Here is a 22,547-nt window from a genome sequence, read left to right as displayed (position 1 = left end):
GGCGCCCGACGGCTCCCTCCGGCGAAGTCCCAGCCCGCTTGCCCCACAACCCACCTCCACGTCCGAGGGAAGGTGTGGGGTGTCGTTTTCAGAACGCTTCCGCAGGAGGGCAAAGCCCGACGAGGACTTAGTGACGAAAATGACACCCCACACCTTCCCCCTCCGCGCGTCGGCGTTTTTGCTTATGCTTCTGGCTGGCGATGCCATGGCCGGTCCGATGAAACTGGATGACTACATGGCCCTCGACGGGCCTGCGCCCACGGCGCACGTGGCTTATGGCCGGGCGCCGTCGCAGTATGCGGAGCTGTTTCTGCCGGCGGGGAAAGGGCCTTTCCCTGTGGTGGTGCTGGTGCATGGTGGCTGCTGGAATTCGAAGTTTGGTGGCATCGTGCAGATGCGGCATATGGCCGGTGAGCTGCAAAGGCGCGGTGTGGCTGTGTGGAATGTGGAATACCGGCGCCTGGACGAAGAAGGCGGGGGTTATCCGGGCACCTTCCGCGACATGAACGCGGCGATGAACGAGCTCAGGTCTGTCGCTGCCACGCGGGGGCTCGATCTTACGCGGCTGGTGGCGGTGGGCCATTCGGCCGGGGGGCAGCTGGTGCAGTGGCTGGCCGGTCGCGCGCGCATTCCGGCGCAGAGCCTGCTGCATGAAGCCCGGCCCGTGCCGGTGCGGCATGTGGTGAGCCTTGGGGGACTGGCCGACCTTCGCCACGAGCGCGCGTTGATCCGGGAAACCTGCGATACCAACGTGGACGACCTTACCGGGAAGCCGTCGACGGGCCGGGCAGACGTGTTCGGCGACACCAATGCTGCCGCGCTTACGCCCAACGGCAGCAGCACGGTGCTCATTACGGGTGAACTTGACGATATTTCCCCGCCTCGGGTGGCCCGGGACTATGCCCGTATGGCGCGAGGCAAGGGAGACGATGCGCAGGTTGTGATCGTGCCCGGTGCCTCGCATTACGACGAGGTGTCCACGACGTCGGCGGTGTGGCCTGAAGTATGGAAGGCCGTGGCTTCGGGGTTGGGCATCCACCCAAATTGACGCAGCCTGGGGGTGGCGCCCCGGTCAAGGGGTTAGAATTGCCCGACCCCGTGCGGGTGTAGCCAGCCCATGAAGATCCCCAGGGCGATCATGGCGATCAACAGCAGCGACAAGCCGATGCGGCGTGTCAGGGCCCAGACGGTGCGGCTGCCCTGGCCCTTGTCGGTCATCATGAAGTACAGGGCCTGGCCGAGATTGAACAACACCACCAGCAGCAATATCACCAGCGCGTATTTGTAGATGGTTTCCACGTGATCGGCCCGAACCCTTTCGACAACCGCAGTATACCCCCCACCATGCGGCGCTCCGCGTGATGGGGCTTCGTCGTCCGTCGTGGTTCGCGGTGCTGCTGACCGTTGCCGGAACCCTGCTTTTCATACGTTTGGGCGTGTGGCAGCTCGACCGTGCGGCGGAGAAGGACGAACTTCTGCGACGGTATGCCGCATCGGCGACGGCGCCGCAGGAAGACTTCTCAGGCGTCGCCATCGATCCGCCCGGCGACCGTTATCCGCGCGTGGCAGTCTCCGGGCAGTTCGTGCCGGGCCGGGAGTACTACCTCGACGACCAGACGCACGCGAGCCAGCAGGGTATTCATGTGTACGCGCCGTTCAAGGTGGATGGCAAGACTTACCTGTTGCTGGTGGACCTGGGTTTCCTGCCGCGCGAGGCGGGGCACATGCCGCAGGTGCCGCCGTTGCCGTCGGGCCGGCTGTCGCTGAAGGGGCTGTACGTGCCCACGCCGGGCATCGGCATGCGCATGGGCGGCAATGCATTGCCCACGCAGAATGCCTGGCCGAAGACGACGATCTACCTGGATACCACCGAGATCGGCATGGACCTGAAGCAGCGCATGTTTCCCCGCGTGTTGCTGCTCGATGCCGATCCGCACGCGGCCTACGTGCGCGACTGGACTCCCGGTTTCATGCCGCCCGCGCGCCACCGCGCCTATGCCTTCCAGTGGTTCACCTTCGCCTTGGCGGCGGTGGTCATTTTCATCATCCTGCACCGCAAGCCGCGGCGCGGGGCCAAAGGACGATCGGAATGAATCTTCCCGAGCAAGACAAACCACGCCCGACCGGCCGGGGCAAGCTGATCCTGGTGATGATGGTCTTCGCGGCCCCGTTCCTGGTGGCGGGCCTGCTTACCGTCAGCGGCTGGCAGCCGACGGCCAAGGGCAATGGCCTGCCGATCGAACCGCAGCGGAGTTTCTCCGACGTGCGCATTGACCTGGCCACGGGCGGCAGCTACGTCTGGCGCGATCCGTCCGAGCCAAGGCTCACCCTGATCGCACTGCCTGGTCCGGGCTGCGCCACACGTTGCGTGGATACGCTGCTGAAGATGCGCAATGCGCGCATCACGCTCAATCGCAATAGCCACCGCCTGCGCCTGCTTTACCTGGGCGAACCACCGACTGACAAAACGGCCGATGCCTTCATGGGCGACTACATCGTCGGCAGGGACGTGGACGGCAAGCTGGAGTCGTTCCGGCCGACGGAGCCTGATTCGGTGTCGGCTGTTTTCGTGGAGTCCAATACCACGGCGCTGGCCCAGTATCCTGCCGGCTTCGATCCGTCGGGCCTGCGGAAGGATTTGCAGAAGGTGATCAAGTAATGGTGTCGCGTCGCCTGCGCATCCTGCGCGCCATCACCGCGGTCGCGGCCATCTTCGCCTTCTGCGTGGTGATGTTCGGTGCCTTCGTGCGCCTGTCCAACGCGGGGTTGTCCTGTCCGGATTGGCCCACCTGCTATGGCGAGGTGACCTGGCCGGGTCATGCGCACGAGATCGCCCAGGCGAATGAGGCTTTCCCCGACCGCCCCTATGAAACCCACAAGGCGTGGCGCGAACAGGTGCACCGCTTCCTGGCGGGGTCGCTTGGGGTGATGGTGCTCATCATCGCGCTGATGTCGGCGTGGCGGCGCAGGTTCGCCATCGCTGCCTTGCTGGCATCAGCCGTGTTCGCGGCGGTGGGCGTGGGCATGTACATGCAGGGTGAGCACGTGGTGTCGTCGATACTGTCGGCGCTCGCCATCGCCTTGCCCTTGCTGGTGGCCTGGCGACTGGATCGTCCCGGCGCCTGGCGGGTGGGCGTGCTGGTGCTTGGCGTGATCATCTTCCAGGCCATGCTGGGCATGTGGACGGTCACGCTGTTGCTCAAGCCCGTCGTGGTCATGGGACACCTCCTGGGCGGCATCGCCACCTTCGGCTTGCTGGCCTACGCGGCGCTGCGTTTTTGCGGTGTCGGCTCCGACAACGACCGTTACGCGGCACTTCGCAGGCTGGTCGTGCTGGGCATGGTGTTGCTGGTGTGCCAGATCGCCCTGGGCGGGTGGACCAGCTCGAACTACGCGGCGCTGGCCTGTGGAACCGACTTCCCGACCTGCCTGGGCCAGTGGTGGCCGGCGACCGATTTCCACGAAGGTTTCGTGCTGTGGCGTGGCGTCGGCGTGAACTACGAAGGCGGCGTGCTGGACATGGCCGCACGCAGCGCGATCCAGATCGCGCACCGCATTGGCGCGCTGGTGGTGTTCTGTTATCTCAGCTGGCTGTCGTTCAAGCTGGCACGCGCCGGATTGCGCGGCGCGGGTATCGCCGTGGGCGTCGTGCTGCTGGTGCAGGTGGCACTGGGCATCGGCAATGTGCACCTGGGACTGCCGCTTCCGGTTGCAACCGCGCACAATGGCGTGGCGGCGTTGCTGCTATTCACCCTGCTGGTGTCGCTTGCGCGCGCGCAGCGGCGATCGATCGAACCGGGAACCTGACGTGGCCAAGTCGACCTTCGGCGAATACCTCGAACTCACCAAGCCGCGCGTCGTGGCCTTGCTGGTGTTCTGCGCCGTCATTGGCATGTTCCTGGTGCCGGGCATTGCACCGGGCTTTCCCATGGGCCTGCCGCCCTGGCGCGCGCTGGTGTTCGGCACCCTGGGCATCTGGCTGGCCTCGGCCTCGGCGGCGGCCTTCAACCACCTGATCGACCAGCGCATCGACAAGGTGATGGCGCGCACCGCGCACCGGCCGCTGGCCACGGGGCATCTTTCCCCGCGCCAGGTGTTTATCTTCGCGCTGGGGCTGGGCGTGTTGTCGATGCTGGTGCTGGTGTTGCTGGTGAATACGCTCACCGCGGTGCTCACCTTCGGCGGCCTGATCGGCTATGCCGTGGTCTACACCGCCTACCTGAAGCGCGCCACGCCGCAGAACATCGTGATCGGCGGGTTGGCCGGTGCGATTCCGCCGGTACTGGGCTGGACATCGGTCACCGGTGCGCTGCATCCGTTCGCGCTGCAGCTGTGCCTGATCATCTTCGTGTGGACGCCGCCGCACTTCTGGGCTCTGGCGATCTTCCGCCGCGAGGATTATTCCCGGGCCCAGGTGCCGATGCTGCCGGTGACGCACGGAGTGGTGTACACGCGCTGGCACGTGCTGTTCTACACCATCTTGTTGTTCCTGGTGACGATGCTGCCGTTCCTGATGCACTACAGCGGCCTGTTGTACCTTGGCGGCGCGGTCGTGCTGGGGGCGGGGTTCCTGTATTACGCCGTGCGCCTGCTGAACCCACCGGATGAATTGTTCTCGATGAAGGTGTTCAACTATTCCATCGTCTACCTGATGGCGTTGTTCGCGTTCCTGCTGGTGGATCACTACCTCGTGGCGCCGCGGACGGTGATGGAGATCACGGTCGGGGGCTAGACAGTCCCAAGCAGGAAACCGGCAACTTCGCGCGGCTTTTCAAGATGCATGTGATGCCCGCCGGACATCCGTTGCACCGTGATGTCCGCGACGCAGTCGATGCGGGCCTGGATGGTTTCCGTTTCCATGTAGGGCATGGCGGGGTCGGCCAGCAGCAGGCGGGTGCTGGCCTCGATACCAAGCAACAGCGACATCACCTGGGTTTCGGCCAGCCGGATCGGCGTGGATGATGCCAGGCGCGGATCGCTGCGCCAGCGATAGCCGCCGGCAACTTTGGCCAGGCTCCGGGTGACCATGCCCCGCACGAGCTCTGCCGGCATGTTGCTCACGGCCATCCGCGCGGCGATGGCGGCATCCATGTCGGGGAAGACGCGCAGGGCGCGTGGGCGTTCCTGTAGCGCGGCCAGACCCTCGCGGAAACGCTCGAGGGTGCGCGAGCCATCGTCGGCCATGGCGCCGAGCCCTTCCACCAGCAACAGTTCCCGTATGCGCGTGGGCACCGCGGCGGCGGCGAGGCTGGCAATGCCTGCGCCCAGCGAGTGGCCAAGCAGGCTGAAGCGATCCAGGCCCAGCGCATCGGCCGCGGCGATCGCGGCGCGCACATAATCCACATAGTGATAGGGCAGCCCCGGCGGCAAGTGGGCCGAGGCGCCATGACCAGGCAGGTCCAGCGCGATCACCCGGTAGTGCTTCGACAGGAACGGCGCGATCGGTTCGAAGCTGGCGCTGTTGTCGAGCCATCCATGCAGGGCCAGCAGGGGCGGGAGGTTTTCATCACCCCAGGCTTGTGCGGCCAGCTGCAATCCGGGGATATCGATGGTCAGTTCGGTCACGTGGCGGCCTCCGGCCAGCCTTGCAGGTGCTGCAATGCCAGGTCGGCAAGCATCGTGGCATGCGTGTCGCTATCGTTGAGGCAAGGGATATAGCTGAGCGTGCCGCCGCCGGCCCCGCGGAAGAACTCCGCGTTCTGCATGGCGATTTCCTCCAGTGTTTCCAGGCAATCCACGGCAAAGCCGGGGCTGATCACATCCACACGCTTGAGGCCCTGGCGGCCGAGTTCGCGAACGGTTTCGTCGGTGTAAGGATGCAGCCAGCGTTCCCGGCCCACGCGCGACTGGAAGCTGGTGATGACCTCGTTGCCGGCCAGGCCCAGTGCCTGGCGCAGGAGCCGCGCCGTGGCCATGCACTGCTCGTAATACGGATCGCCCGCATCGACGTAGCGCTGGGGGATGCCATGGAAACTCAGCAGCAGCCTTTCGCCGCGGCCGTGCTGGTTCCAATGGGCGCGCACGCGGTCTGCCAGTGCTGCGATATAAGCGGGACGGTCGTGGTAATCGTTGACCGTGCGCAGTTCCGGTGGCCAGCGCAGGCGTTTGATGCTGTCGGCGACGGCATCGAGCACGGACCCGGTGGACGTGGCCGAGTACTGTGGGTACAGCGGCAGCACCAGCAGCCGGCGCACGCCCTCGCGCTGCATGCGCACGATGGTCTGGAAAACCTCCGGCGTGCCGTAGCGCATGGCCAGTTCCACGCGAATGGGGCCGGGCCGGAGCGCGGCCAGCTTGTCTGCCAGGCGCGCGGCGAGGGCTTCGCTGAGCACGCGCAGGGGCGAGCCCTGGTCCGTCCAGATGCGGCTGTAGGCGTGCGCTGAGCGCCTGGGTCGGATACGCAGGATCACCCCATGCAGGATGGCCAGCCAAAGCAGCCGCGGATACTCGATCACCCGCGGATCGCCGAGGAACTGCGCGAGGTAGGGACGCACCGCCGCGGGCGTGGGCGCGGCAGGTGTACCAAGATTAACCAACAGCACGCCGATCGCCGGCGCGGTGGCGTGGGAATCGCCGGCAAGGCCGGTATAGTTACTGCTGCCTGGCATGAGGCTGGGGCCTGATTGGGACAGTGCAGTCTGCCATAGCGATCCCGTGCAGGCCGTGCAGCCCGATGCCGCACCCGCCTCACGCCGCCCTGCACAGGAAGGAGTTCCATCCCCATGGTCAAGCCGTTCGCCCGTTTCCTTATCGTCCTGGCCCTCGTCGCGGGCCCCTTCGCCGCCGTACATGCCGAGGACCCGCCCGATGTCCGTGCACGCAATGCCGTACGCGTGCTGAAGGAAATCATGGAGGCGCCGGACAAGGGCATTCCCACCGACCTGCTGCGTGATGCCCACGCGATTGCCGTCATTCCCGACATGGTCAAGGCGGGCCTGGTATTCGGCGGCCGCCGCGGCGAGGGCCTGATCTCGGTCAAGGGCGCGGACGGCACCTGGTCGAACCCCAGCTTCGTTACCCTTACCGGCGGTAGCATCGGCTTCCAGGCGGGCATTTCCTCCACCGACGTGATCCTGGTCTTCCGTACCCAGCGTGGTGTTGATTCCATCGTCAACGGCAAATTTACCCTGGGCGCCGATGCCTCGGCGGCGGCCGGACCGGTCGGCCGCACGGCCACCGCGGCCACCGACAGTCAGATGAAGGCCGAGATCTATTCATACTCACGGTCGCGCGGCCTGTTCGCCGGCGTGGCCCTGGATGGCTCGGCGCTGCGTATCGATTACGATGCAAATACAGCCATTTACGGTAGCGGCGTGACGCCACGTAGGATTTTCGAAGGCGGCGTTAAGGATGTGCCTACACCGATAGTCGATTTTCGCGACCGGCTGGAAGAGTACACTCAGCGCTAGTCGTCTTACTTTCGTGCGTCGCCCGCGCAGCGTCGCGGGCACGCCGTCAACGAGGTTCGTCCCATGAGCACCATCCATATCGTCCTGCTGGTCGTCGTCGTCGTGCTGATCTTCGGCACCAAGAAGCTGCGCAATATCGGCTCCGACCTCGGCGGCGCCGTCCGTGACTTCAAAAAGGGCCTGGACGGTGATGAAGAAGCCAAGCGCCAGGCTGCCGAGCAGCTGCGTGCCGATCCGCCGGCCGAGCACGTGCCGCCGTCAGTGGACGCCGCCAAGGCTGCCGCCGATGCGGCGCGCGCCGAGCGCGATCGTTCGAACTAGCCTCGTCAACGCGTCATGATCGAGATCAGCTTCGGCAAGCTGCTCCTGCTGGCCATCATCGCGTTGATCGTGCTTGGCCCGGAAAAGCTTCCCCATGCTGCCCGTACCGCGGGCGCCTTGCTGCGCCGTGTTCGTACCGGCTGGGACAGCGTGCGCGCGGAAGTGGAGCGTGAGATCCAGGCAGAGGAAATCAAACGTAACCTGCGCGAGGCCGCCGAGCGCGCCCGCCAGCCGCACGACGACCTTCGCAGCACCGTCAACGAGGTCAACCAGCAGGTACGCGGTACCTTTACCGAGGCCAACGAGCAGGTGCGCAGTACCTTTACCGAGGCTGGCGATGTGATGCGTGGCAAGCCGCTCGGCAGTAGCAGAAGGGAAGAGTCGGCCCTGGATACAGCGCAGCCCTCACCGCCTGCGGAGTCCGCGGAGCTACCGCATGCCAGCGGGCAGGAAGCAACCATGGGCACACAGGAAGCAGCCAAGGAAACGGAAGGCCCCGATGTCAGCAAGTGAACCCGGGCCGTCGGCAGACGACCCCACCGAGGAAGGCCTTTTTTCCCATCTGGTTGAACTGCGCGCCCGCCTGCTGCGGGCCGTCGTCACCCTGTTCCTGGTGTTGATGGCGCTGATCCCGATCGCCAACCGCCTGTATACGGAACTTGCCGCTCCCCTGGTGGCACGCCTGCCTGCCGGCGCGCACCTGATCGCTACGGAAGTGGCCAGTTCATTCTTCACGCCGCTGAAGCTGGCGTTGTGGGCCGCGCTTTTCATCTCGATGCCGATGATCCTGTACCAGCTGTGGGCGTTTGTAAGCCCCGGCCTGTACCGGCACGAGAAACGCCTGGCCCGGCCATTGCTGGTGGCGGCGTTGTTCCTGTTCTACGCCGGTTGCGCGTTCGCCTATTTCATCGTGCTGCCGGCGGCGTTCAAGTTCCTCACCGCCGTCACCCCCGATGGCGTGGAGATGATGACGGACATCACGCATTACCTCGACTTCGTCATGTTGATGTTCCTGGCCTTCGGCTTGTGCTTCGAAGTGCCGGTGGCGGTGGTGATCCTGGCCGCGGTGGGCGTGGTCGATGCCGAGAAGCTCAGCCGTTTCCGCAGTTATGCCGTCGTCGGCGCGTTTGCGATTGCAGCGTTCATCACGCCGCCGGATCTCTTGTCGATGGTGATGCTGGCCGTGCCCATGTGCCTGTTGTACGAAGTGGGCCTGCTGGCGGTGCGCTTCCTGCTGAAGCCACCGACCGACCTGCAGAAAACCGAATAGGCGGCTTCCGGTCAGGCGACCGGCGCCGCCATGCGTGACGCGCCTTAGTGCGAACGCCCGAGGGAAAGCCCGCGCACCACGTTCAGTGCCTGCGACAGGGCGAAGTCGGCGATGGCAAGCTTGCCATCGTCTTCATCGGAGGCAGCCTTGGCAGCCACGGTTTCATTGGCCAGGTGGTTGGGCAGGTCCGCTTCCGAGCCGATCAGCTGCGGCGGTGATTCGCTCTTGTTGACGGCGAGGTCGGCCAGGGTGATGTCCGGATTGATGCCTTCGGCCTGGATCGAGGTGCCGTTGGGCGTGTAGTAGCGGGCCGTGGTGATCTTCACCGCGTGCTCGTCGTCGAGCGGCAGCACCGTCTGCACCACGCCCTTGCCAAAGGTACGCCGGCCCATGATCAGTGCTCGATGGTGGTCTTTCAGGGCGCCGGAGACGATCTCCGCCGCCGAGGCCGTGCCGTTATCCACCAGCACCACCATCGGCGCGCCGTTCAGCAGGTCGCCCGGGTGGGCATCGAAATGCAGGTTCGCGTCGGGTACGCGGCCGCGGGTGGTGACGATCACGCCTGAATCCAGGAAGGCATCGCTCACGCCCACGGCCGAGGTAAGCAGGCCGCCCGGGTTGGAGCGCAGGTCCAGCACCGCACCCTTCTGCGGGCCGTTTTTCTTGATCAGATCGCCGAGCTTCTTTTCCACATCGGTCGCGGTGTCTTCCTGGAACTGCGAGACGCGGATGTAGGCATAGCCCGGAGCCAGTTCGCGCACCTTGACGCTGGTGACGGCGATGCGTTCGCGCACCAGCGGCATGTCGATGGGCTTGTCGGATTTCTCATGAAGGATGGTAAGGACGATCTTGCTGCCAGGCGGACCACGAAGCTTCTTGTAGGCTTCATCGATGTTCTGCGGATCCACCGGGACGCCATCGACCTTGACGATCAGGTCGCCCGGCTTGATGCCGGCGCGCGAGGCGGGTGTGTCGTCGATCGGCGCCACGATGCGCAGCTCGCCGTCGCCCTGCAGTACCTCGATCCCCAGGCCGCTGTACTGGCCGGTGGTGTCCTCGGAGAGTTCGTCCAGGCCATCCTTGTCCAGGTATTCGGCGTGCGGATCAAGGCCGGTGACCATGCCGCCGATGGCGGCCTTCATGATGGTCTTGTCGTCCACCTTCTCGACATAAGCCTGCTTGACGATCTGGTAGACACGGGTGAAGTTGCGGATGTCTTCCAGCGAGACTTCGCCCGAGGTGGAAGCCGATGCCGGTCCGTCCTTCATCGACGGCGGGGGAAGCACGCTGGCGCCCGCCGCCGGGGCATCGGGTTGGGGCACCTGGGCCAGTACCGGGACGGCGGTGAGCAACAGCGGAAGCGCGGCCAGGCGCAGGAACTTGCGAGCAGACTGGCCGGGCGGGGAAAGACGCATGCGGATCTCCAGGTTCAAGGTTCCGATGGTAATCGGGACGGTGTGCTTGGCGCGTTACCTGCGCTTGGACAACCAGCTGGCCGGGTCGACCGGCTTGCCGCGCTGGCGCAGTTCGAAATAGACGCCACCGTCGCTCAACGAAGGCGAGGCCGCCGTGCCCACCGGCTGGCCGGCCTCCACGGTATCGCCCACGCCATGCAGCAGGGTTTCGTTATTGCCATAGAGGGACATCCAGCCATCGCCATGGTTCAGGATCACCAGCATGCCGTAGCCGCGAAGGAAGCTGGCGTACACCACCCGGCCGCGCGCCACGGCGTGCACCGGGCTGCCCTGGACGGCGGCAATGGATACCCCCGGGCCGTGCGCGTGCACCGCTCCGGTGGCGGGCCACGGCAGGTCGCCGCGGATGTTCGCCGATGGCTTGCCAGGTTCCGCCGTGGGCGCCGAGACCACCGGGGCTTCCTCGATCACCTTCTGCAGGCGGTCGACCAGCGAGTTCATTGATTGCTCGTCCTGCTTCAGCGCGGCAATCTTCTTGCCCTGGTCGGTGAGGCGGGCGTTGGCCTCGGCCACCAGCTTCTGCTGGTCGGCACGCTGTTTCTCCAGCGACGTGGCCTTGGCCTCGCGTTCGGCGCGCTGGGTTTTGAGCGCTTCCTGTTCGCTGGCGATGGCCGATTCGATGTCCTGCAGGTGGGCGAGGTCGGCCAGCAAGGCCTTGATCCGTACCAGGCGGTCCTGCTGGAAATACTTCGAATAGGCCAGGGCGCGGGCGATGCGGTCCACTTCCTGGTCGCCCATCAAGGTCTGCAGGTCCGAGCCGTGGCCGAGCGTGTAGGCGGCGCGCAGGAGGTCATCGAGCGCGGCACGCTGGCGGTCGAGGGTTTTCTTCATCGTTGCGCGCTGCTCGCCCAGCTGGGCGAGGTCGTGTTCTTTCTCGGCCAGGGCCGCATCGGCTTCGCGAACGGCTTTCGCTGCGGCAGCCACGGCTTCGGCCTGCCGTGCGAGAGCGGCGTTGGCGCTGTCGCGCTGGTTGGCGGTTTCCCGCTGGTCGCGGGTCACCGCGTCGATGCGCGAGCGTACGTCATCGAGTTTCTTCTGGGCCTCCGCCTGCTCGGCCTTGCTGCCCACCTGGCGCTGCGCCGCGACGAGCGGTGGAGTGGCCAGGACGAGGCCGAGGGCCAGCCAGAGGGCGCCACATGTGGGCTTGCGCATGCTTGCGACGGGTCCTTCGAACGGGTCTCGCCATAGCATGACACGGCACCGGGGTCGCGCCACAGCGGGTATTGGCGCCGGGCATTACCGCTGATTTAACACAGCTTCCGCGTTTGGACGTCCAAACCTTTTGACGCAGCGCGTCAAATGTGCCTAAAGTGGGCACGTATGCCCGATCGTGCGTTCGCGCGGAAGCCCCACCCCGCGCGCGCCTAAGTGTCCCCGACGGGTTCTTCCCAGCCAACCCGCGCCTGGAGGCGGCCTGATGGTGAAGCAAGGCAAGCCGACGCTTTACGACGCGGCATTCGAACACGACAGCTGCGGTTTCGGGCTGGTGGCGCGTATCGGCGGCAAGGCGTCGGCCGCGCTCGTGGATACCGCGTTCTGCGCACTGGCGAAGCTTTCCCACCGCGGCGGCGTGAATGCCGATGGTGTCAGCGGCGATGGCTGCGGGGTGCTGGTACATGGCGCCGCGCCGTGGCTGCGCGCGCTGGCAGCCGAATCGGGCATCGAGGTGGGCGAGCGTTTCGCCGCGGGCCTGGTATTCGACAATCGCGATGGCGACGCCTCAGCGGTTGCCGTGCTTGAAGCAAAACTGGCCGAAGCCGGCCTCGCCGTGGCCGGCTGGCGCGACGTGCCGGTGAACGCCGACGCCTGCGGCCCGCTGGCCGCTGCCGAGATGCCGCGCGTGCGCCAGGTATTCGTCAATGCCGGCCATGGCTTCGATGACGCCACCTTTGAACGCGCGCTGTTCCGCGCGCGTCGCCTGGCGGAAGTGGACCTCGCCGACAACGAAACCTTCTACGTGGTGTCGCTGTCGGTGCACGTGGTGGGTTACAAGGCCATGGCCGCGCCCGGCCGCCTGCGTGATGTCTATGCAGACCTTCGCCATCCGGCGTTGAGCGCCGATGCCGTGGTCTTCCACCAGCGTTTCTCCACCAACACCTCGCCACAGTGGCGACTGGCGCAGCCGTTCCGCTTCCTGGCGCACAACGGCGAGATCAACACCATCCGCGCCAATCGCCGCTGGATGCTGGCGCGATCCTCCGTGCTTCGTTCGCCGCTGGTGGACCTGGAAGGCATCGGTCCGCTTGTGCGCCAGAAAGGCTCGGATTCGGAAAGCCTGGACAACGCCCTGGAAGTGCTGCTGGCCGGCGGCATGGATCTGCTCAACGCCATGAAGGTACTTGTGCCGCCGGCTTATGCCGCGCGCGAGAACCTCGACGAAGACCTCGCCGCCTTCTACGAGTACTACGCACTGCATTCGGAGCCGTGGGATGGCCCCGCGGGCCTGGTGATCTGCGACGGCCAGTACGCCGCCTGCACGCTCGACCGCAACGGCCTGCGCCCGGCGCGCTGGGCGTTGTCGGACGACAACACGCTGATCGTGGCGTCAGAGGCCGGGCTGTGGGATGTGCCTTCATCGCGCGTGATAGCCAAGGGCCGCCTGGCGCCCGGCGAGATGATCGCGGTGGACTTCACCAACAAACGCCTGCTGCACGATGCCGATATCGACGACATCAACCGCGCGCGCGCGCCGTTCCGTCAATGGTTGCGCGATGGCGTGGTGTATCTTGAATCCGACCTGATCGATCCGAACCTGGCCGCCGAGCCGCTGCCGGCGGATGAACTCAAGCGCTACCAGAAGCTCTACGGCCTCACCCGCGAAGAAACCGAGTCGGTGCTGAAAGTCCTGGCCGAAACCGAGGCCGAGGCCACCGGCTCCATGGGCGACGACACCCCGATGGCGGCGATGTCCTCCCACGTGCGTCCCTTGTTCGACCGCTTTCGCCAGGCCTTCGCCCAGGTCACCAATCCGCCGATCGACCCCTTGCGCGAGCGGCTGGTGATGTCGCTGGTAACCCAGATCGGCCAGGAGCGGAACATCTTCGAGCTCGGTCCCGAGAACGCCAGCCAGGTGATGCTCAATTCCCCGATCCTTTCCCAGCGCAAGCTGCGGCAGATCCTGGCGATGGAGGAATATGCCGACACCCCGCGCTTCGACCTGATGTACGGCGTGGGCCAGACACTGGAAGAAGCGCTGCGCAAACTATGCGATGAGGTCGAGGCCGCGGTGCGCGGTGGGGTGCAGGTCGTGTTCCTGTCCGACCGTTACCCGCGCCGGGACCTGACCCCCATCCATTCGCTGCTGGCCACCGGGGCGGTGCATGCGCGCCTGGTGGATACAGGCTTGCGCTGCCAGTGCAACATCATGGTAGAGACAGCCACGCCGCGCGATCCGCACCAGTTCGCCTGCCTTATCGGTTTCGGCGCCACGGCGATCTATCCATGGCTGGCCTACCAGAGCCTGTTCGACCTGGGCCGCAGCGGCCACATCCGCAAGAACGACGGCGCACCGCGCGAGATCGGCCGCGACTACCGCCGTGGCGTGCGCAAGGGCCTGTTGAAGATCCTCTCGAAGATGGGCATTTCCACCATCGCAGGCTATCGCGGCGCGCAACTCTTCGAGATCGTCGGCCTGGCTCCCGACGTGGTGGAGCTATGTTTCCCGGGCACGCCTTCGCGTGTGGGTGGCGCCACTTTCGCCGACCTCGACCTTGAGCAGCGCACCCTTGCCGGCGAAGCCTGGAACGACATGGCGGGCCTTCGCCCGGGTGGCCTGTACAAGTACATCCACGGCGGCGAATACCACATGTACAACCCCGATGTGATCGCCAGCCTGCAGGTGGCGGTCCGCACGGGCCTGATGAGCGACTACCGCCGCTATGCGCAGTTCGTCGACGGCCGTCCGCCGTCCGCATTGCGCGACCTCCTGCACCCGGTGGCAGGCACGCCCGTGCCGCTGGATGAAGTGGAACCGGTAGAAGCGATCCTCAAGCGCTTCGATTCGGCCGGCATGTCGCTGGGTGCATTGTCGCCCGAGGCACACGAGGCACTGGCCATTGCCATGAACCGCCTGGGTGCGCGCAGCAACTCCGGCGAGGGCGGTGAAGACCCGGTCCGATACGGCACCGAGAAAGCATCGAAGATCAAGCAGGTGGCGTCGGGCCGTTTCGGCGTGACGCCGGCGTACCTGGTGAACGCCGAGGTGCTGCAGATCAAGATCGCCCAGGGCGCCAAACCCGGCGAGGGCGGCCAGTTGCCCGGCCACAAGGTGGACAAGACCATCGCCAGGTTGCGCTATGCCAAACCCGGCATCGGCCTGATCTCCCCGCCGCCGCACCACGACATCTATTCCATCGAGGATCTCGCCCAGCTGATCCACGACCTCAAGGAGGTCAACCCGCAGGCCCTGGTGTCGGTGAAACTGGTGTCACACGCCGGTGTTGGCACCGTCGCCGCGGGTGTGGTGAAGGCCGGTGCGGACCTGATCACCGTGTCCGGGCACGATGGCGGCACCGGCGCCAGTCCGCTTACGTCAATCAAATACGCCGGTACGCCGTGGGAACTGGGCCTGGCCGAGACGCAGCAGACATTGCGATTGAACGACCTGCGAGACCGTGTGCGCCTGCAGACGGACGGTGGCCTGAAGACCGGCCTGGACGTGATCAAGGCGGCCATGCTCGGCGCGGAAAGTTTCGGCTTCGGCACCGGCCCGATGGTGGCGCTGGGTTGCAAGTACCTGCGCATCTGCCATCTGAACAACTGCGCCACGGGCGTGGCGACGCAACACCCCGTGCTGCGTGCCGCCCATTTCACCGGCTTGCCCGAGATGGTGATGAACTATTTCCGCTTCGTGGCCGAGGATGTGCGCCTGCACATGGCGGCGCTGGGCGTGCGCTCGATGGCCGAGCTGATCGGCCGCAGCGAGAAGCTCGAGCAACTCAAGGGCACCACCACCGGCCACGGACAACTGGATCTTTCCCGCCTGCTGGGCACCGACGGCCTTGCCAACCACGAGGCCACGCAGTGCGTGATGCCGCGGAACCCCATGCGCGACCCAGCGGCGCTGGCCACACGCATCAGCGCCGACACACGCGAAGCGGTGGCGCATGGCACCGGCGGCACGTTCGACTACGACATCGCCAATACCGATCGGGCCATCGGCGCCCGGCTGTCCGGTGACGTTGCCCGGCGCTGGGGTGATGCTGGCATGGCCGCCCATCCGCTGGTGCTGCGCCTGCGCGGCGCGGCAGGCCAGAGCCTGGGCGCCTGGAATGCCGGTGGCGTGCACATCGAACTGGACGGCGAAGCCAACGACGGCGTGGGCAAGGGCATGGCCGGCGGCCGCCTGGTGATCCGCCCGCCGGCGGATTCGCCCTTCGCCAGCCAGGACGCCGCCATCATCGGCAATACCTGCCTGTACGGCGCCACCGGTGGCGAGCTTTTCGCCGCCGGCCGTGCCGGCGAGCGCTTCGCCGTGCGCAACTCCGGTGCACTGACCGTGGTGGAAGGTGCAGGCGACCATTGCTGCGAATACATGACCGGCGGCGTGGTCGCCGTGCTCGGCTCCACGGGCCTGAACTTCGGCGCCGGCATGACCGGCGGGTTCGCCTATGTGCTCGACCTCGAGCGAGACTTCGTCGATTGCTATAACCACGAGCTGGTCGACATCGTACGCATCTCGCCGGAAGGCATGGAGCACTACATGCAGCACCTGCGCAACCTCATTGCCCGCCACGCCGACACCACGCACAGCGCGTGGGGGCGCAAGGTACATGCGGATTTCCGTGGCCTCCTGCAACGCTTCTGGCTGGTCAAACCGAAAGCTGCAAGCCTGGATGCCCTGGCCGAAGAACTGCGGAGCGCCGCATGAGCGCGAAGGATTTCCGCTTCCTCGAGGTATCGCGGCAAACGCCGCGCACGGTGCCAGTGCCGGTGCGTGTGCTGGGGTACTCGGAAATCAGCGGCGACTTCGCCGCGTCCGAGGCCGCCACGCAATCGGAGCGCTGCATCGATTGCGGCAACCCGTATTGCGAGCACGCCTGCCCGGTGCACAACTACATTCCCAACTGGTTGAAGCTGGTGCAGGACGGCCGCCTGTTCGAAGCGGCCACGTTGATGCACGAGACCAACCCATTGCCGGAAGTCTGCGGCCGGGTGTGCCCGCAGGACCGCCTGTGCGAAGGTGCCTGCACGCTGGAGCAAACTGCCTTCGGTGCCGTCACCATCGGCAGCGTCGAGAAATGGGTGACCGATGAAGCCATCCGCCAGGGCTGGCGCCCGGATCTTTCCAGCGTGCGCGAGAGCGGCCGCCGCGTCGCCATCGTTGGTGCGGGCCCGGCGGGGCTTGCCTGCGCCGACCGCCTGCGTCGCGCCGGCATCGCCGCCGACGTCTACGACCGCTACCACGAGATCGGCGGACTGCTGACCTTCGGCATCCCACCGTTCAAGCTGGACAAGGCCGTGATGCGTACGCGTCGCGAGATACTCGAAGGCATGGGCGTGCGTTTCAGGCTGGGCATCGAGATCGGCCGCGACCTCGACTTCGCCGAACTCGTCGATGGCTACGATGCGGTGTTCGTCGGCACGGGCGCTTACACTTATGTCGACGGCCGCCTGGATGGCCGCGATCTCAAGGGCGTGCACGACGCACTGCCCTTCCTGATCGCCAACGTCCACCGGCTGCTGCGCGATGAAGTGCCCTCGGCCACTTACGACCTGCGCGGCAAGCACGTGGTGGTGTTGGGCGGTGGCGACACCGGCATGGACTGCAACCGCACGGCGATCCGCCTGGGTGCGGCATCGGTCACCTGCGTGTATCGCCGGGACGAGGCCAACATGCCCGGTTCGCGCCGGGAAGTGGGCTACAGCCGCGAGGAAGGTGTCCAGTTCCTATTCCATAAACAGCCGGTGGCCCTGCTGGGGGAAGACGGCCGGCTGAACGCGGTGCGCGTGGTGGATACGGAGCTGGTGGCTGCGGCCGATGGGCGCTTGCGGCCGCAGAACATCCCCGGCAGCGAGAGCGACCTGCCGGCGGACGTGGTGATCCAGGCTTTCGGCTTCCAGCCGAGCCCGCCCGACTGGTGCCAGGTGCACGGCGTGGCGCTGGATCCCTCGGGCAAGATCCTGGTGGGTACAGGAGGGCAATGGCCCTTCCAGACCAGCCACCCGCGCATCTTCGCCGGCGGCGACAACGTCCGCGGGGCGGACCTGGTGGTCCGTGCCGTACATGATGGCCGGGAAGCTGCCGGATCCATCGCCCGCATGCTCGCCGGTGCCCCGGCCGCCCGGCCGGTGGCCGCGGTGGCCTGATAACCGGCACAATGGGGAAATGGATCGTCCGGGGGTCATACCTGCATGTGCCTGATCGCGTTCGCCTGGAACGTGCACCCACGCTGGCGCCTGCTGCTGGTGGGCAATCGCGATGAGTTCCATGAACGCCCCTCCGCTGCCCTGGCACGCTGGGAAGACCACCCCGGCATCGTTGCCGGGCGTGACCTTCAGGCCGGTGGTACCTGGCTTGGGGTCGCCGACGGCGGAAGGGTATGCACCGTCACCAACGTACGCGACCCACGCGACCAGCATGAGGGCCTTTCACGCGGCCTGTTGCCGGTGGAATACCTGATCGACGGAAGTGCGTCGGGGCATGCCGAAGCACTGCGCCAGCGCGCCGCGGACTATCGCCCGTTCAACCTGCTCACCTTCGATGGTCAATCGGCTTATTACGTGGGCAACCGCCCCAGGGCCCGCGTGGAAGCGATCATTCCTGGCGTGCATGGCCTGTCCAACGCCGACTTCAACGCGCCGTGGCCGAAAACCCAGGCCGCCTGCGACAAGCTTTCGCGCTGGATCGACGGCGCCGACGATGGCGATTTCGAATCGCTGTTCGAGATCCTCGCTCATGAGGGCACCTGGCCCGACGAGGTGCTTCCCGATACCGGGGTAGGCATCGACCTGGAGCGCCAGCTCTCGGCCACCTTCATCCGTGGCGAGCGCTACGGCACACGTGCCAGCACCATCGTTGCGGTGGACCACGATGGCGCCACCATCGTGGTGGAACGGCGCTTCGGCCCCAACGGCGAGAAGGCCGGTGAAACCGCCGTTGCGATCGAAGCGTCGATCTAGAGCACCAGCGAGCGCCCACCGTCGACACGGATCACCTGGCCGGTGACGAACGTCGCATCGCGGAGCAGCCACAGCACGGTGCTTGCGATGTCTTCCGGGTCGCCACAGCGCTTGAGCGGCGTTGCCGCGATCACCGCGTCCCGTTCAGTGTCGGCCTTGCCGTGCTCTGGCCAGAGGATCGCACCGGGGGCAATGGCATTGACCCGCACGTGCGGCGCGAGCTCGATCGCCAGCGATTGCGTCAGCGCCACCAGTGCGGCTTTGGCCATGCCATACACGGTGTGGTCGCGAAGCGGACGTTCTGCATAGATATCGACCATGTTGACGATGGCGCCCTGGTGTTCGGCCAGATGCGGCGCTGCTGCCTGCGAAAGAAACAAAGGCGCACGTGCGTTACTGGCGAAGAGATTGTCCCAGGCGGCCCTGTCGATGCTGCCAACCGGCGTGGCGTGGAAGGTGGACGCGTTGTTCACCAGCGCGTCCAGGCGGCCGTGCCAGTGCGCCGCTTCCCCCACCATGGTGGTGAGCCCGGCATCGTCGGCGAGGTCGGCGCACAGGGTACGTACGCTGTCGGCGCGGATGGCATTGAGCTCCGCGGCCACCGCCTCGGCCTCGGCCTTCGACCGGTGGTAGTGCAGCGCGATGTCGAAGCCTTCCGCGTGCAACCGGCGCACCACGACGGCGCCAATGCGGCGGGCGGCACCGGTGACCAGGACGACGGGGTGGGCAAGCTTCGGCATGCACGAAGGATGCCGCAAATTCACCTTGAGCGTCAGGCGGGGGGTTTCTTCCGCGTGGCTTTGCGGGCCACAGCCGTGCTTTTGCGCACGGTTTTCTTCACAGCCTTCTTCACCGCTTTCTTGACGGCTTTCTTGGTGGCAGCGGCCTTTTTCGCCACCCTGGTGGCGCTTGCACGTACCGTGGCAACCGTTGCGTCCGCCGGGGTGACATCCACCGTTTCCACGTCGATGCCGCCACTGAAAAGCTCAATCGCCGTCTTGGCTACCTGGGCGGTGTCGTAATAGGCATACGCACCTACGCCCAGCGCGCCCACCACGGGCAGCCACCGGCTGAGGCCCTTGCTCACCGCGCGACGGGATACGTTGACGCCGATGTTCTTGGCCACGCGCTCCAGTGCCGCCATGCCGGCGCGGCGGAACACCAGGCGGTCACCCATGCGCACCACCACGTCGCGGAAGGCCTGGGCAGCGGTATGACGGAACAGGCAATAGAGCATCTGCTCGCGGCCAAGCGTGGCTTCCTTGCCGAAGGTGGAGGCAATGTCACTCACCATCTGGGCCTGGATCTTCCAGATCATCACCAGTTCCGGCAGCACCGTGAGCCAGCCCAGTGGACCCGGGGGCAGGGCCAGGGAGCCGGCGGTGAGGCCGGCCTTGCTGGCGGCGGCGTTGGCGATACGTTTGGCTTCGTCCCCGGGGCGCTTTGAGGTGGGCTCCTTGCTGCCAGGGATTTTCGACACGAAGTCCAGGATGGCCTGCGCGGCGCCGCCGATGTCGCGGGTGGAGGCGACGGCGACGATTTCCTTTGAGGTGGACGATGCACTCTTGCGCGCCATGGGGGCTCCAGCTTCGGTTTGACGTGAATAACTACCGAACCCGCCGTGACCTGTCGATGAAGCGGAAAGCCGCTGGAAAGTGCCTGTCCACATAGTGGCCATTCCCCGATCCGCATGGCCGGCATGGACCGACCCTGCCATCAGTCATGTGGATGCATCGCAGCATTGATATGTTATAACATTATCAAGCTCAGACTGATGGACCCCGCCGCCCCATGAATTTCTCCCGCCTTGCCCTCTGCGTTGCCGCAGCCCTTTGCGCCGCACCCGTATTCGCCGGCGATGCGCCGCTGCCAGTTCCGCCGCCCGCAGCGCTGCCCGATGCAAGCCCGACCGATCCGCAGCATGCCGTGAATCTCGGTGGCGTCGATGTGGACGCCAAGCTCGATGCCGCGCGCAACAGCCTGTCGCCGGACACCGGAAGCAGCCAGTACGTGCTCGATAGCAAGGCCATTGCGGCGTTGCCCCTTGGGCAGAGCACGCCGCTGAACCAGGTCGTGCTGCAGGCCCCTGGCGTGGTGCAGGATTCCTTCGGCCAGCTGCACGTGCGCGGCGACCACGCGAACCTGCAATACCGCATCGACGGCGTGGTGATTCCCGAAAGCATCGGCGGCTTCGGCCAGGCGCTGGATGCGCGCATGATCGACAACTTGAAGCTCCTGGACGGCGCGCTGCCGGCCCAATACGGCCTGCGCACCGCCGCAGTGGTGGATATCACCACCAAGAAACTCAAGAACGACGGCAACGAAGGCGTGGTGGGTATCACCGGTGGCAGTAACGGCACGATCAATCCGTATGCTTCGCTCTTCGGTAAATCCGGTGAATGGAGCTACTACCTCACTGCCAATTACCTGGAAAGCGACATCGGCATCGAGAACCCGACGTCCAGCAAGAAGCCGGTGCACGACCATACCAACCAGGTAAAGGCCTTCGGCGATATCTCCTACCGCATCAACGACGATGCTCGTTTGAGCTTCATGTTCGGCGTGGCCAACAACCGCTTCCAGATTCCCAACAACCCCGGACAGACACCCACCTTCGGCTACCTGGACGTCACCGACTTCGATTCGTCGAAGCTCAACGAGCAGCAGCAGGAGCGTACCCGCTTCGGCGTACTCTCGCTTCAGGGAAAAATGGGCGAAACCGCTTACCAGGTATCCCTGGGCCAGCGTTACAGCGGCCTGGACTTCACCCCTGATGCGATCGGCGACCTGATGTTCGACGGCGTGGCTTCGGACGTCCGCCGCAGCAACCGCGCCAGCACCGTGCAGGCGGATTTCTCCACTCCCGTCGGCGACAGCAACACCGTGCGTTACGGTGTTTATTCCTCATTCGAGAAAGCCGGAAGCACGAACAACGCGATGGTGTTCCCGGCCGATGCCGACGGAAACCAGACCAGCACCACACCGATCAACATCGTCGATGAAAGCCGCCTGATCGCCCGCACGTATTCGGCCTATCTGCAGGACGAATGGAGCATCGGCAGCGCCTGGACAGTGAACTACGGTGTGCGCTACGACAAGTTCAATGCCTTCAAGGCGGAAAGCCAGCTCTCTCCGCGCGTGGGCGCCGTGTGGCAGGCCACCGACAGCACCACCATCCATGCCGGTTACTCGCGCTACTTCACGCCGCCGGCCACCGAGGCCATCACCACCACGTCGATCGAGAAATTCGCCGGCACCACCAATGCGCTGCCCAGTGACGGCAACAACACGCCCAAGAGCGAACGTTCCAGCTACTACGACCTTGGCATCTCGCAGCAGGTAGGCAGCGACCTGACCTTAGGGCTGGACCTCTACGACCGCCGCGTGAGCCGCCTGCAGGATGAAGGGCAGTTCGGTGCCGCCGTGGTGTATTCCACCTTCAACTACCAGTTCGGCCGCATCCGCGGCGCCGAATTCAGTGCCAACTGGAACCATGGGCCGGTCACGGCTTACTTCAACCTGGCCTACAGCCGCGCGATGGGCAAGCGCATCGTCACCGGACAGTACAACTTCGACCCGGATGAGCTGGCCTACATCTACGATAACTACATCCACCTGGACCACGACCAGAAGCTCACCTCTTCCGGCGGCATCAGCTGGGCGATCACCGGCGACACCCAGGTGGGCGCGAATTACCTGTTCGGCTCGGGCCTGCGCAAGGATGGCGACGTGCCCAATGGGTTGTCCGTGCCGTACTACTTCCAGCTGAACCTGAACGTGTCGCACGACTTCAACTTCGAAAGCACCGGCAAGCTGCATACCCAACTGGCGCTGATCAACGCCCTGGACCGCACCTACGAGCTTCGCGACGGCAGCGGCGTGGGCGTGGGTGCACCCCAGTTTGGCCCCCGCCGTGGGCTGTTCCTGTCGGTCGAGAAGAACTTCTAGCGG

At 65.7% G+C, this 22,547-nt stretch carries 20 protein-coding genes; 13 read left to right on the top strand and 7 right to left on the bottom strand.

Features of this window, described 5'->3' with window-relative positions; genetic code table 11:
* The first annotated feature begins 139 nt into the window (after positions 1 to 139).
* Positions 140 to 1,048: an alpha/beta hydrolase gene (locus tag VGM61_RS01580; RefSeq protein WP_331520955.1), complete on the top strand. Its 909-nt coding sequence runs from the start codon at positions 140 to 142 to the stop codon at positions 1,046 to 1,048.
* Positions 1,049 to 1,080: 32 nt separating this feature from the next.
* On the opposite strand, the gene VGM61_RS01575 is transcribed toward VGM61_RS01580, so the two are convergent.
* The gene (locus VGM61_RS01575; RefSeq protein WP_250626580.1) at positions 1,081 to 1,299 is read right to left on the bottom strand and encodes a twin transmembrane helix small protein; all 219 of its coding nucleotides are present in this window, start codon (positions 1,297 to 1,299) and stop codon (positions 1,081 to 1,083) included.
* A 62-nt stretch (positions 1,300 to 1,361) separates the two neighbouring features.
* On the opposite strand from VGM61_RS01575, the gene VGM61_RS01570 reads away from it, so the two are divergent.
* From VGM61_RS01570 to cyoE, 4 genes are read left to right on the top strand one after another with little or no spacing between them, the layout of a single operon-like run.
* Entirely contained in the window at positions 1,362 to 2,093 is a 732-nt protein-coding gene (locus tag VGM61_RS01570) for an SURF1 family protein (RefSeq protein ID WP_331520953.1), read from the top strand.
* Positions 2,090 to 2,659: a hypothetical protein gene (locus tag VGM61_RS01565; RefSeq protein ID WP_331520952.1), complete on the top strand. Its 570-nt coding sequence runs from the start codon at positions 2,090 to 2,092 to the stop codon at positions 2,657 to 2,659. The genes VGM61_RS01570 and VGM61_RS01565 overlap by 4 nt, the downstream gene beginning before the upstream one ends.
* Entirely contained in the window at positions 2,659 to 3,807 is a 1,149-nt protein-coding gene (locus VGM61_RS01560; protein WP_331520951.1) for a COX15/CtaA family protein, read from the top strand. Before VGM61_RS01565 ends, VGM61_RS01560 begins: the two co-directional genes overlap by 1 nt.
* A gap of 1 nt (position 3,808) precedes the next feature.
* Entirely contained in the window at positions 3,809 to 4,732 is a 924-nt protein-coding gene (gene cyoE / locus VGM61_RS01555) for a heme o synthase (protein WP_331520950.1), read from the top strand.
* On the opposite strand, the gene VGM61_RS01550 is transcribed toward cyoE, so the two are convergent.
* Positions 4,729 to 5,565, bottom strand: a complete 837-nt coding sequence (locus VGM61_RS01550) for an alpha/beta hydrolase (RefSeq protein WP_331520949.1) — start codon at positions 5,563 to 5,565, stop codon at positions 4,729 to 4,731. The genes cyoE and VGM61_RS01550 overlap by 4 nt on opposite strands.
* On the bottom strand, positions 5,562 to 6,608 hold the full coding sequence (hemH, locus tag VGM61_RS01545; protein ID WP_331520948.1) for a ferrochelatase: 1,047 nt from the start codon (positions 6,606 to 6,608) through the stop codon (positions 5,562 to 5,564). Before hemH ends, VGM61_RS01550 begins: the two co-directional genes overlap by 4 nt.
* A 114-nt stretch (positions 6,609 to 6,722) precedes the next feature.
* Between hemH and VGM61_RS01540 the strand changes: the two genes are divergently transcribed.
* From VGM61_RS01540 to tatC, 4 genes are all read left to right on the top strand, one after another.
* Complete coding sequence (locus VGM61_RS01540; protein ID WP_331520947.1) at positions 6,723 to 7,409, top strand: lipid-binding SYLF domain-containing protein; 687 nt, start codon at positions 6,723 to 6,725, stop codon at positions 7,407 to 7,409.
* A 63-nt stretch (positions 7,410 to 7,472) separates the two neighbouring features.
* Positions 7,473 to 7,730 carry a twin-arginine translocase TatA/TatE family subunit gene (gene tatA / locus VGM61_RS01535; protein ID WP_331520946.1) on the top strand — a complete coding sequence of 86 codons (258 nt, stop codon included), beginning with the start codon at positions 7,473 to 7,475 and terminating at the stop codon, positions 7,728 to 7,730.
* A gap of 15 nt (positions 7,731 to 7,745) precedes the next feature.
* Positions 7,746 to 8,243 carry a Sec-independent protein translocase protein TatB gene (gene tatB / locus VGM61_RS01530; protein WP_331520945.1) on the top strand — a complete coding sequence of 166 codons (498 nt, stop codon included), beginning with the start codon at positions 7,746 to 7,748 and terminating at the stop codon, positions 8,241 to 8,243.
* Positions 8,230 to 9,000: a twin-arginine translocase subunit TatC gene (tatC, locus tag VGM61_RS01525; protein ID WP_331520944.1), complete on the top strand. Its 771-nt coding sequence runs from the start codon at positions 8,230 to 8,232 to the stop codon at positions 8,998 to 9,000. Before tatB ends, tatC begins: the two co-directional genes overlap by 14 nt.
* A gap of 44 nt (positions 9,001 to 9,044) precedes the next feature.
* On the opposite strand, the gene VGM61_RS01520 is transcribed toward tatC, so the two are convergent.
* Together VGM61_RS01520 and VGM61_RS01515 are read right to left on the bottom strand one after the other, a co-directional pair.
* The gene (locus tag VGM61_RS01520; protein WP_331520943.1) at positions 9,045 to 10,415 is read right to left on the bottom strand and encodes a S41 family peptidase; all 1,371 of its coding nucleotides are present in this window, start codon (positions 10,413 to 10,415) and stop codon (positions 9,045 to 9,047) included.
* Between the two features lie 54 nt (positions 10,416 to 10,469).
* Entirely contained in the window at positions 10,470 to 11,627 is a 1,158-nt protein-coding gene (locus tag VGM61_RS01515; RefSeq protein ID WP_331520942.1) for a murein hydrolase activator EnvC family protein, read from the bottom strand.
* Between the two features lie 265 nt (positions 11,628 to 11,892).
* On the opposite strand from VGM61_RS01515, the gene gltB reads away from it, so the two are divergent.
* The 3 genes from gltB to VGM61_RS01500 are packed head-to-tail and all read left to right on the top strand — an operon-like array spanning position 11,893 to position 18,596.
* Positions 11,893 to 16,344, top strand: coding sequence for a glutamate synthase large subunit (gene gltB, locus VGM61_RS01510; RefSeq protein ID WP_331520941.1), 4,452 nt, complete (start codon positions 11,893 to 11,895; stop codon positions 16,342 to 16,344).
* Positions 16,341 to 17,783 carry an FAD-dependent oxidoreductase gene (locus VGM61_RS01505; RefSeq protein ID WP_331520940.1) on the top strand — a complete coding sequence of 481 codons (1,443 nt, stop codon included), beginning with the start codon at positions 16,341 to 16,343 and terminating at the stop codon, positions 17,781 to 17,783. The genes gltB and VGM61_RS01505 overlap by 4 nt, the downstream gene beginning before the upstream one ends.
* 45 nt (positions 17,784 to 17,828) lie before the next feature.
* The gene (locus VGM61_RS01500; RefSeq protein WP_331520939.1) at positions 17,829 to 18,596 is read left to right on the top strand and encodes an NRDE family protein; all 768 of its coding nucleotides are present in this window, start codon (positions 17,829 to 17,831) and stop codon (positions 18,594 to 18,596) included.
* Here the strand turns inward: VGM61_RS01500 and VGM61_RS01495 are convergent.
* Both VGM61_RS01495 and VGM61_RS01490 read right to left on the bottom strand, forming a co-directional pair.
* Positions 18,593 to 19,336: a pteridine reductase gene (locus VGM61_RS01495; protein ID WP_331520938.1), complete on the bottom strand. Its 744-nt coding sequence runs from the start codon at positions 19,334 to 19,336 to the stop codon at positions 18,593 to 18,595. The two genes, VGM61_RS01500 and VGM61_RS01495, sit on opposite strands and share 4 nt — an antisense overlap.
* A gap of 32 nt (positions 19,337 to 19,368) precedes the next feature.
* A complete protein-coding gene (locus tag VGM61_RS01490; protein ID WP_331520937.1) occupies positions 19,369 to 20,172 on the bottom strand; it encodes a hypothetical protein in 804 nt (267 codons plus the stop codon).
* A gap of 215 nt (positions 20,173 to 20,387) precedes the next feature.
* Here VGM61_RS01490 and VGM61_RS01485 point away from each other — a divergent pair, with 215 nt between their 5' ends.
* Complete coding sequence (locus VGM61_RS01485; RefSeq protein WP_331520936.1) at positions 20,388 to 22,544, top strand: TonB-dependent receptor; 2,157 nt, start codon at positions 20,388 to 20,390, stop codon at positions 22,542 to 22,544.
* Positions 22,545 to 22,547 lie beyond the last annotated feature (3 nt).

It is taken from the genome of Pinirhizobacter sp. (assembly GCF_036499745.1).
Taxonomy (GTDB): Bacteria; Pseudomonadota; Gammaproteobacteria; order Xanthomonadales; family Rhodanobacteraceae; genus Pinirhizobacter.
Note: the sequence above shows the minus strand (reverse complement) of the source record. Positions and strands in the feature narration are given on the sequence as shown.

Coding starts and splice junctions, on each gene's coding strand:
- VGM61_RS01580 (WP_331520955.1), top strand. CDS start 140: ATGACACCCCACACCTTCCCCCTCCGCGCGTCGGCGTTTTTGCTTATG.
- VGM61_RS01570 (WP_331520953.1), top strand. CDS start 1,362: ATGGGGCTTCGTCGTCCGTCGTGGTTCGCGGTGCTGCTGACCGTTGCC.
- VGM61_RS01565 (WP_331520952.1), top strand. CDS start 2,090: ATGAATCTTCCCGAGCAAGACAAACCACGCCCGACCGGCCGGGGCAAG.
- VGM61_RS01560 (WP_331520951.1), top strand. CDS start 2,659: ATGGTGTCGCGTCGCCTGCGCATCCTGCGCGCCATCACCGCGGTCGCG.
- hemH (WP_331520948.1), bottom strand. CDS start 6,608: ATGCCAGGCAGCAGTAACTATACCGGCCTTGCCGGCGATTCCCACGCC.
- VGM61_RS01540 (WP_331520947.1), top strand. CDS start 6,723: ATGGTCAAGCCGTTCGCCCGTTTCCTTATCGTCCTGGCCCTCGTCGCG.
- tatA (WP_331520946.1), top strand. CDS start 7,473: ATGAGCACCATCCATATCGTCCTGCTGGTCGTCGTCGTCGTGCTGATC.
- tatB (WP_331520945.1), top strand. CDS start 7,746: ATGATCGAGATCAGCTTCGGCAAGCTGCTCCTGCTGGCCATCATCGCG.
- tatC (WP_331520944.1), top strand. CDS start 8,230: ATGTCAGCAAGTGAACCCGGGCCGTCGGCAGACGACCCCACCGAGGAA.
- VGM61_RS01520 (WP_331520943.1), bottom strand. CDS start 10,415: ATGCGTCTTTCCCCGCCCGGCCAGTCTGCTCGCAAGTTCCTGCGCCTG.
- VGM61_RS01515 (WP_331520942.1), bottom strand. CDS start 11,627: ATGCGCAAGCCCACATGTGGCGCCCTCTGGCTGGCCCTCGGCCTCGTC.
- gltB (WP_331520941.1), top strand. CDS start 11,893: ATGGTGAAGCAAGGCAAGCCGACGCTTTACGACGCGGCATTCGAACAC.
- VGM61_RS01505 (WP_331520940.1), top strand. CDS start 16,341: ATGAGCGCGAAGGATTTCCGCTTCCTCGAGGTATCGCGGCAAACGCCG.
- VGM61_RS01500 (WP_331520939.1), top strand. CDS start 17,829: ATGTGCCTGATCGCGTTCGCCTGGAACGTGCACCCACGCTGGCGCCTG.
- VGM61_RS01495 (WP_331520938.1), bottom strand. CDS start 19,336: ATGCCGAAGCTTGCCCACCCCGTCGTCCTGGTCACCGGTGCCGCCCGC.
- VGM61_RS01490 (WP_331520937.1), bottom strand. CDS start 20,172: ATGGCGCGCAAGAGTGCATCGTCCACCTCAAAGGAAATCGTCGCCGTC.
- VGM61_RS01485 (WP_331520936.1), top strand. CDS start 20,388: ATGAATTTCTCCCGCCTTGCCCTCTGCGTTGCCGCAGCCCTTTGCGCC.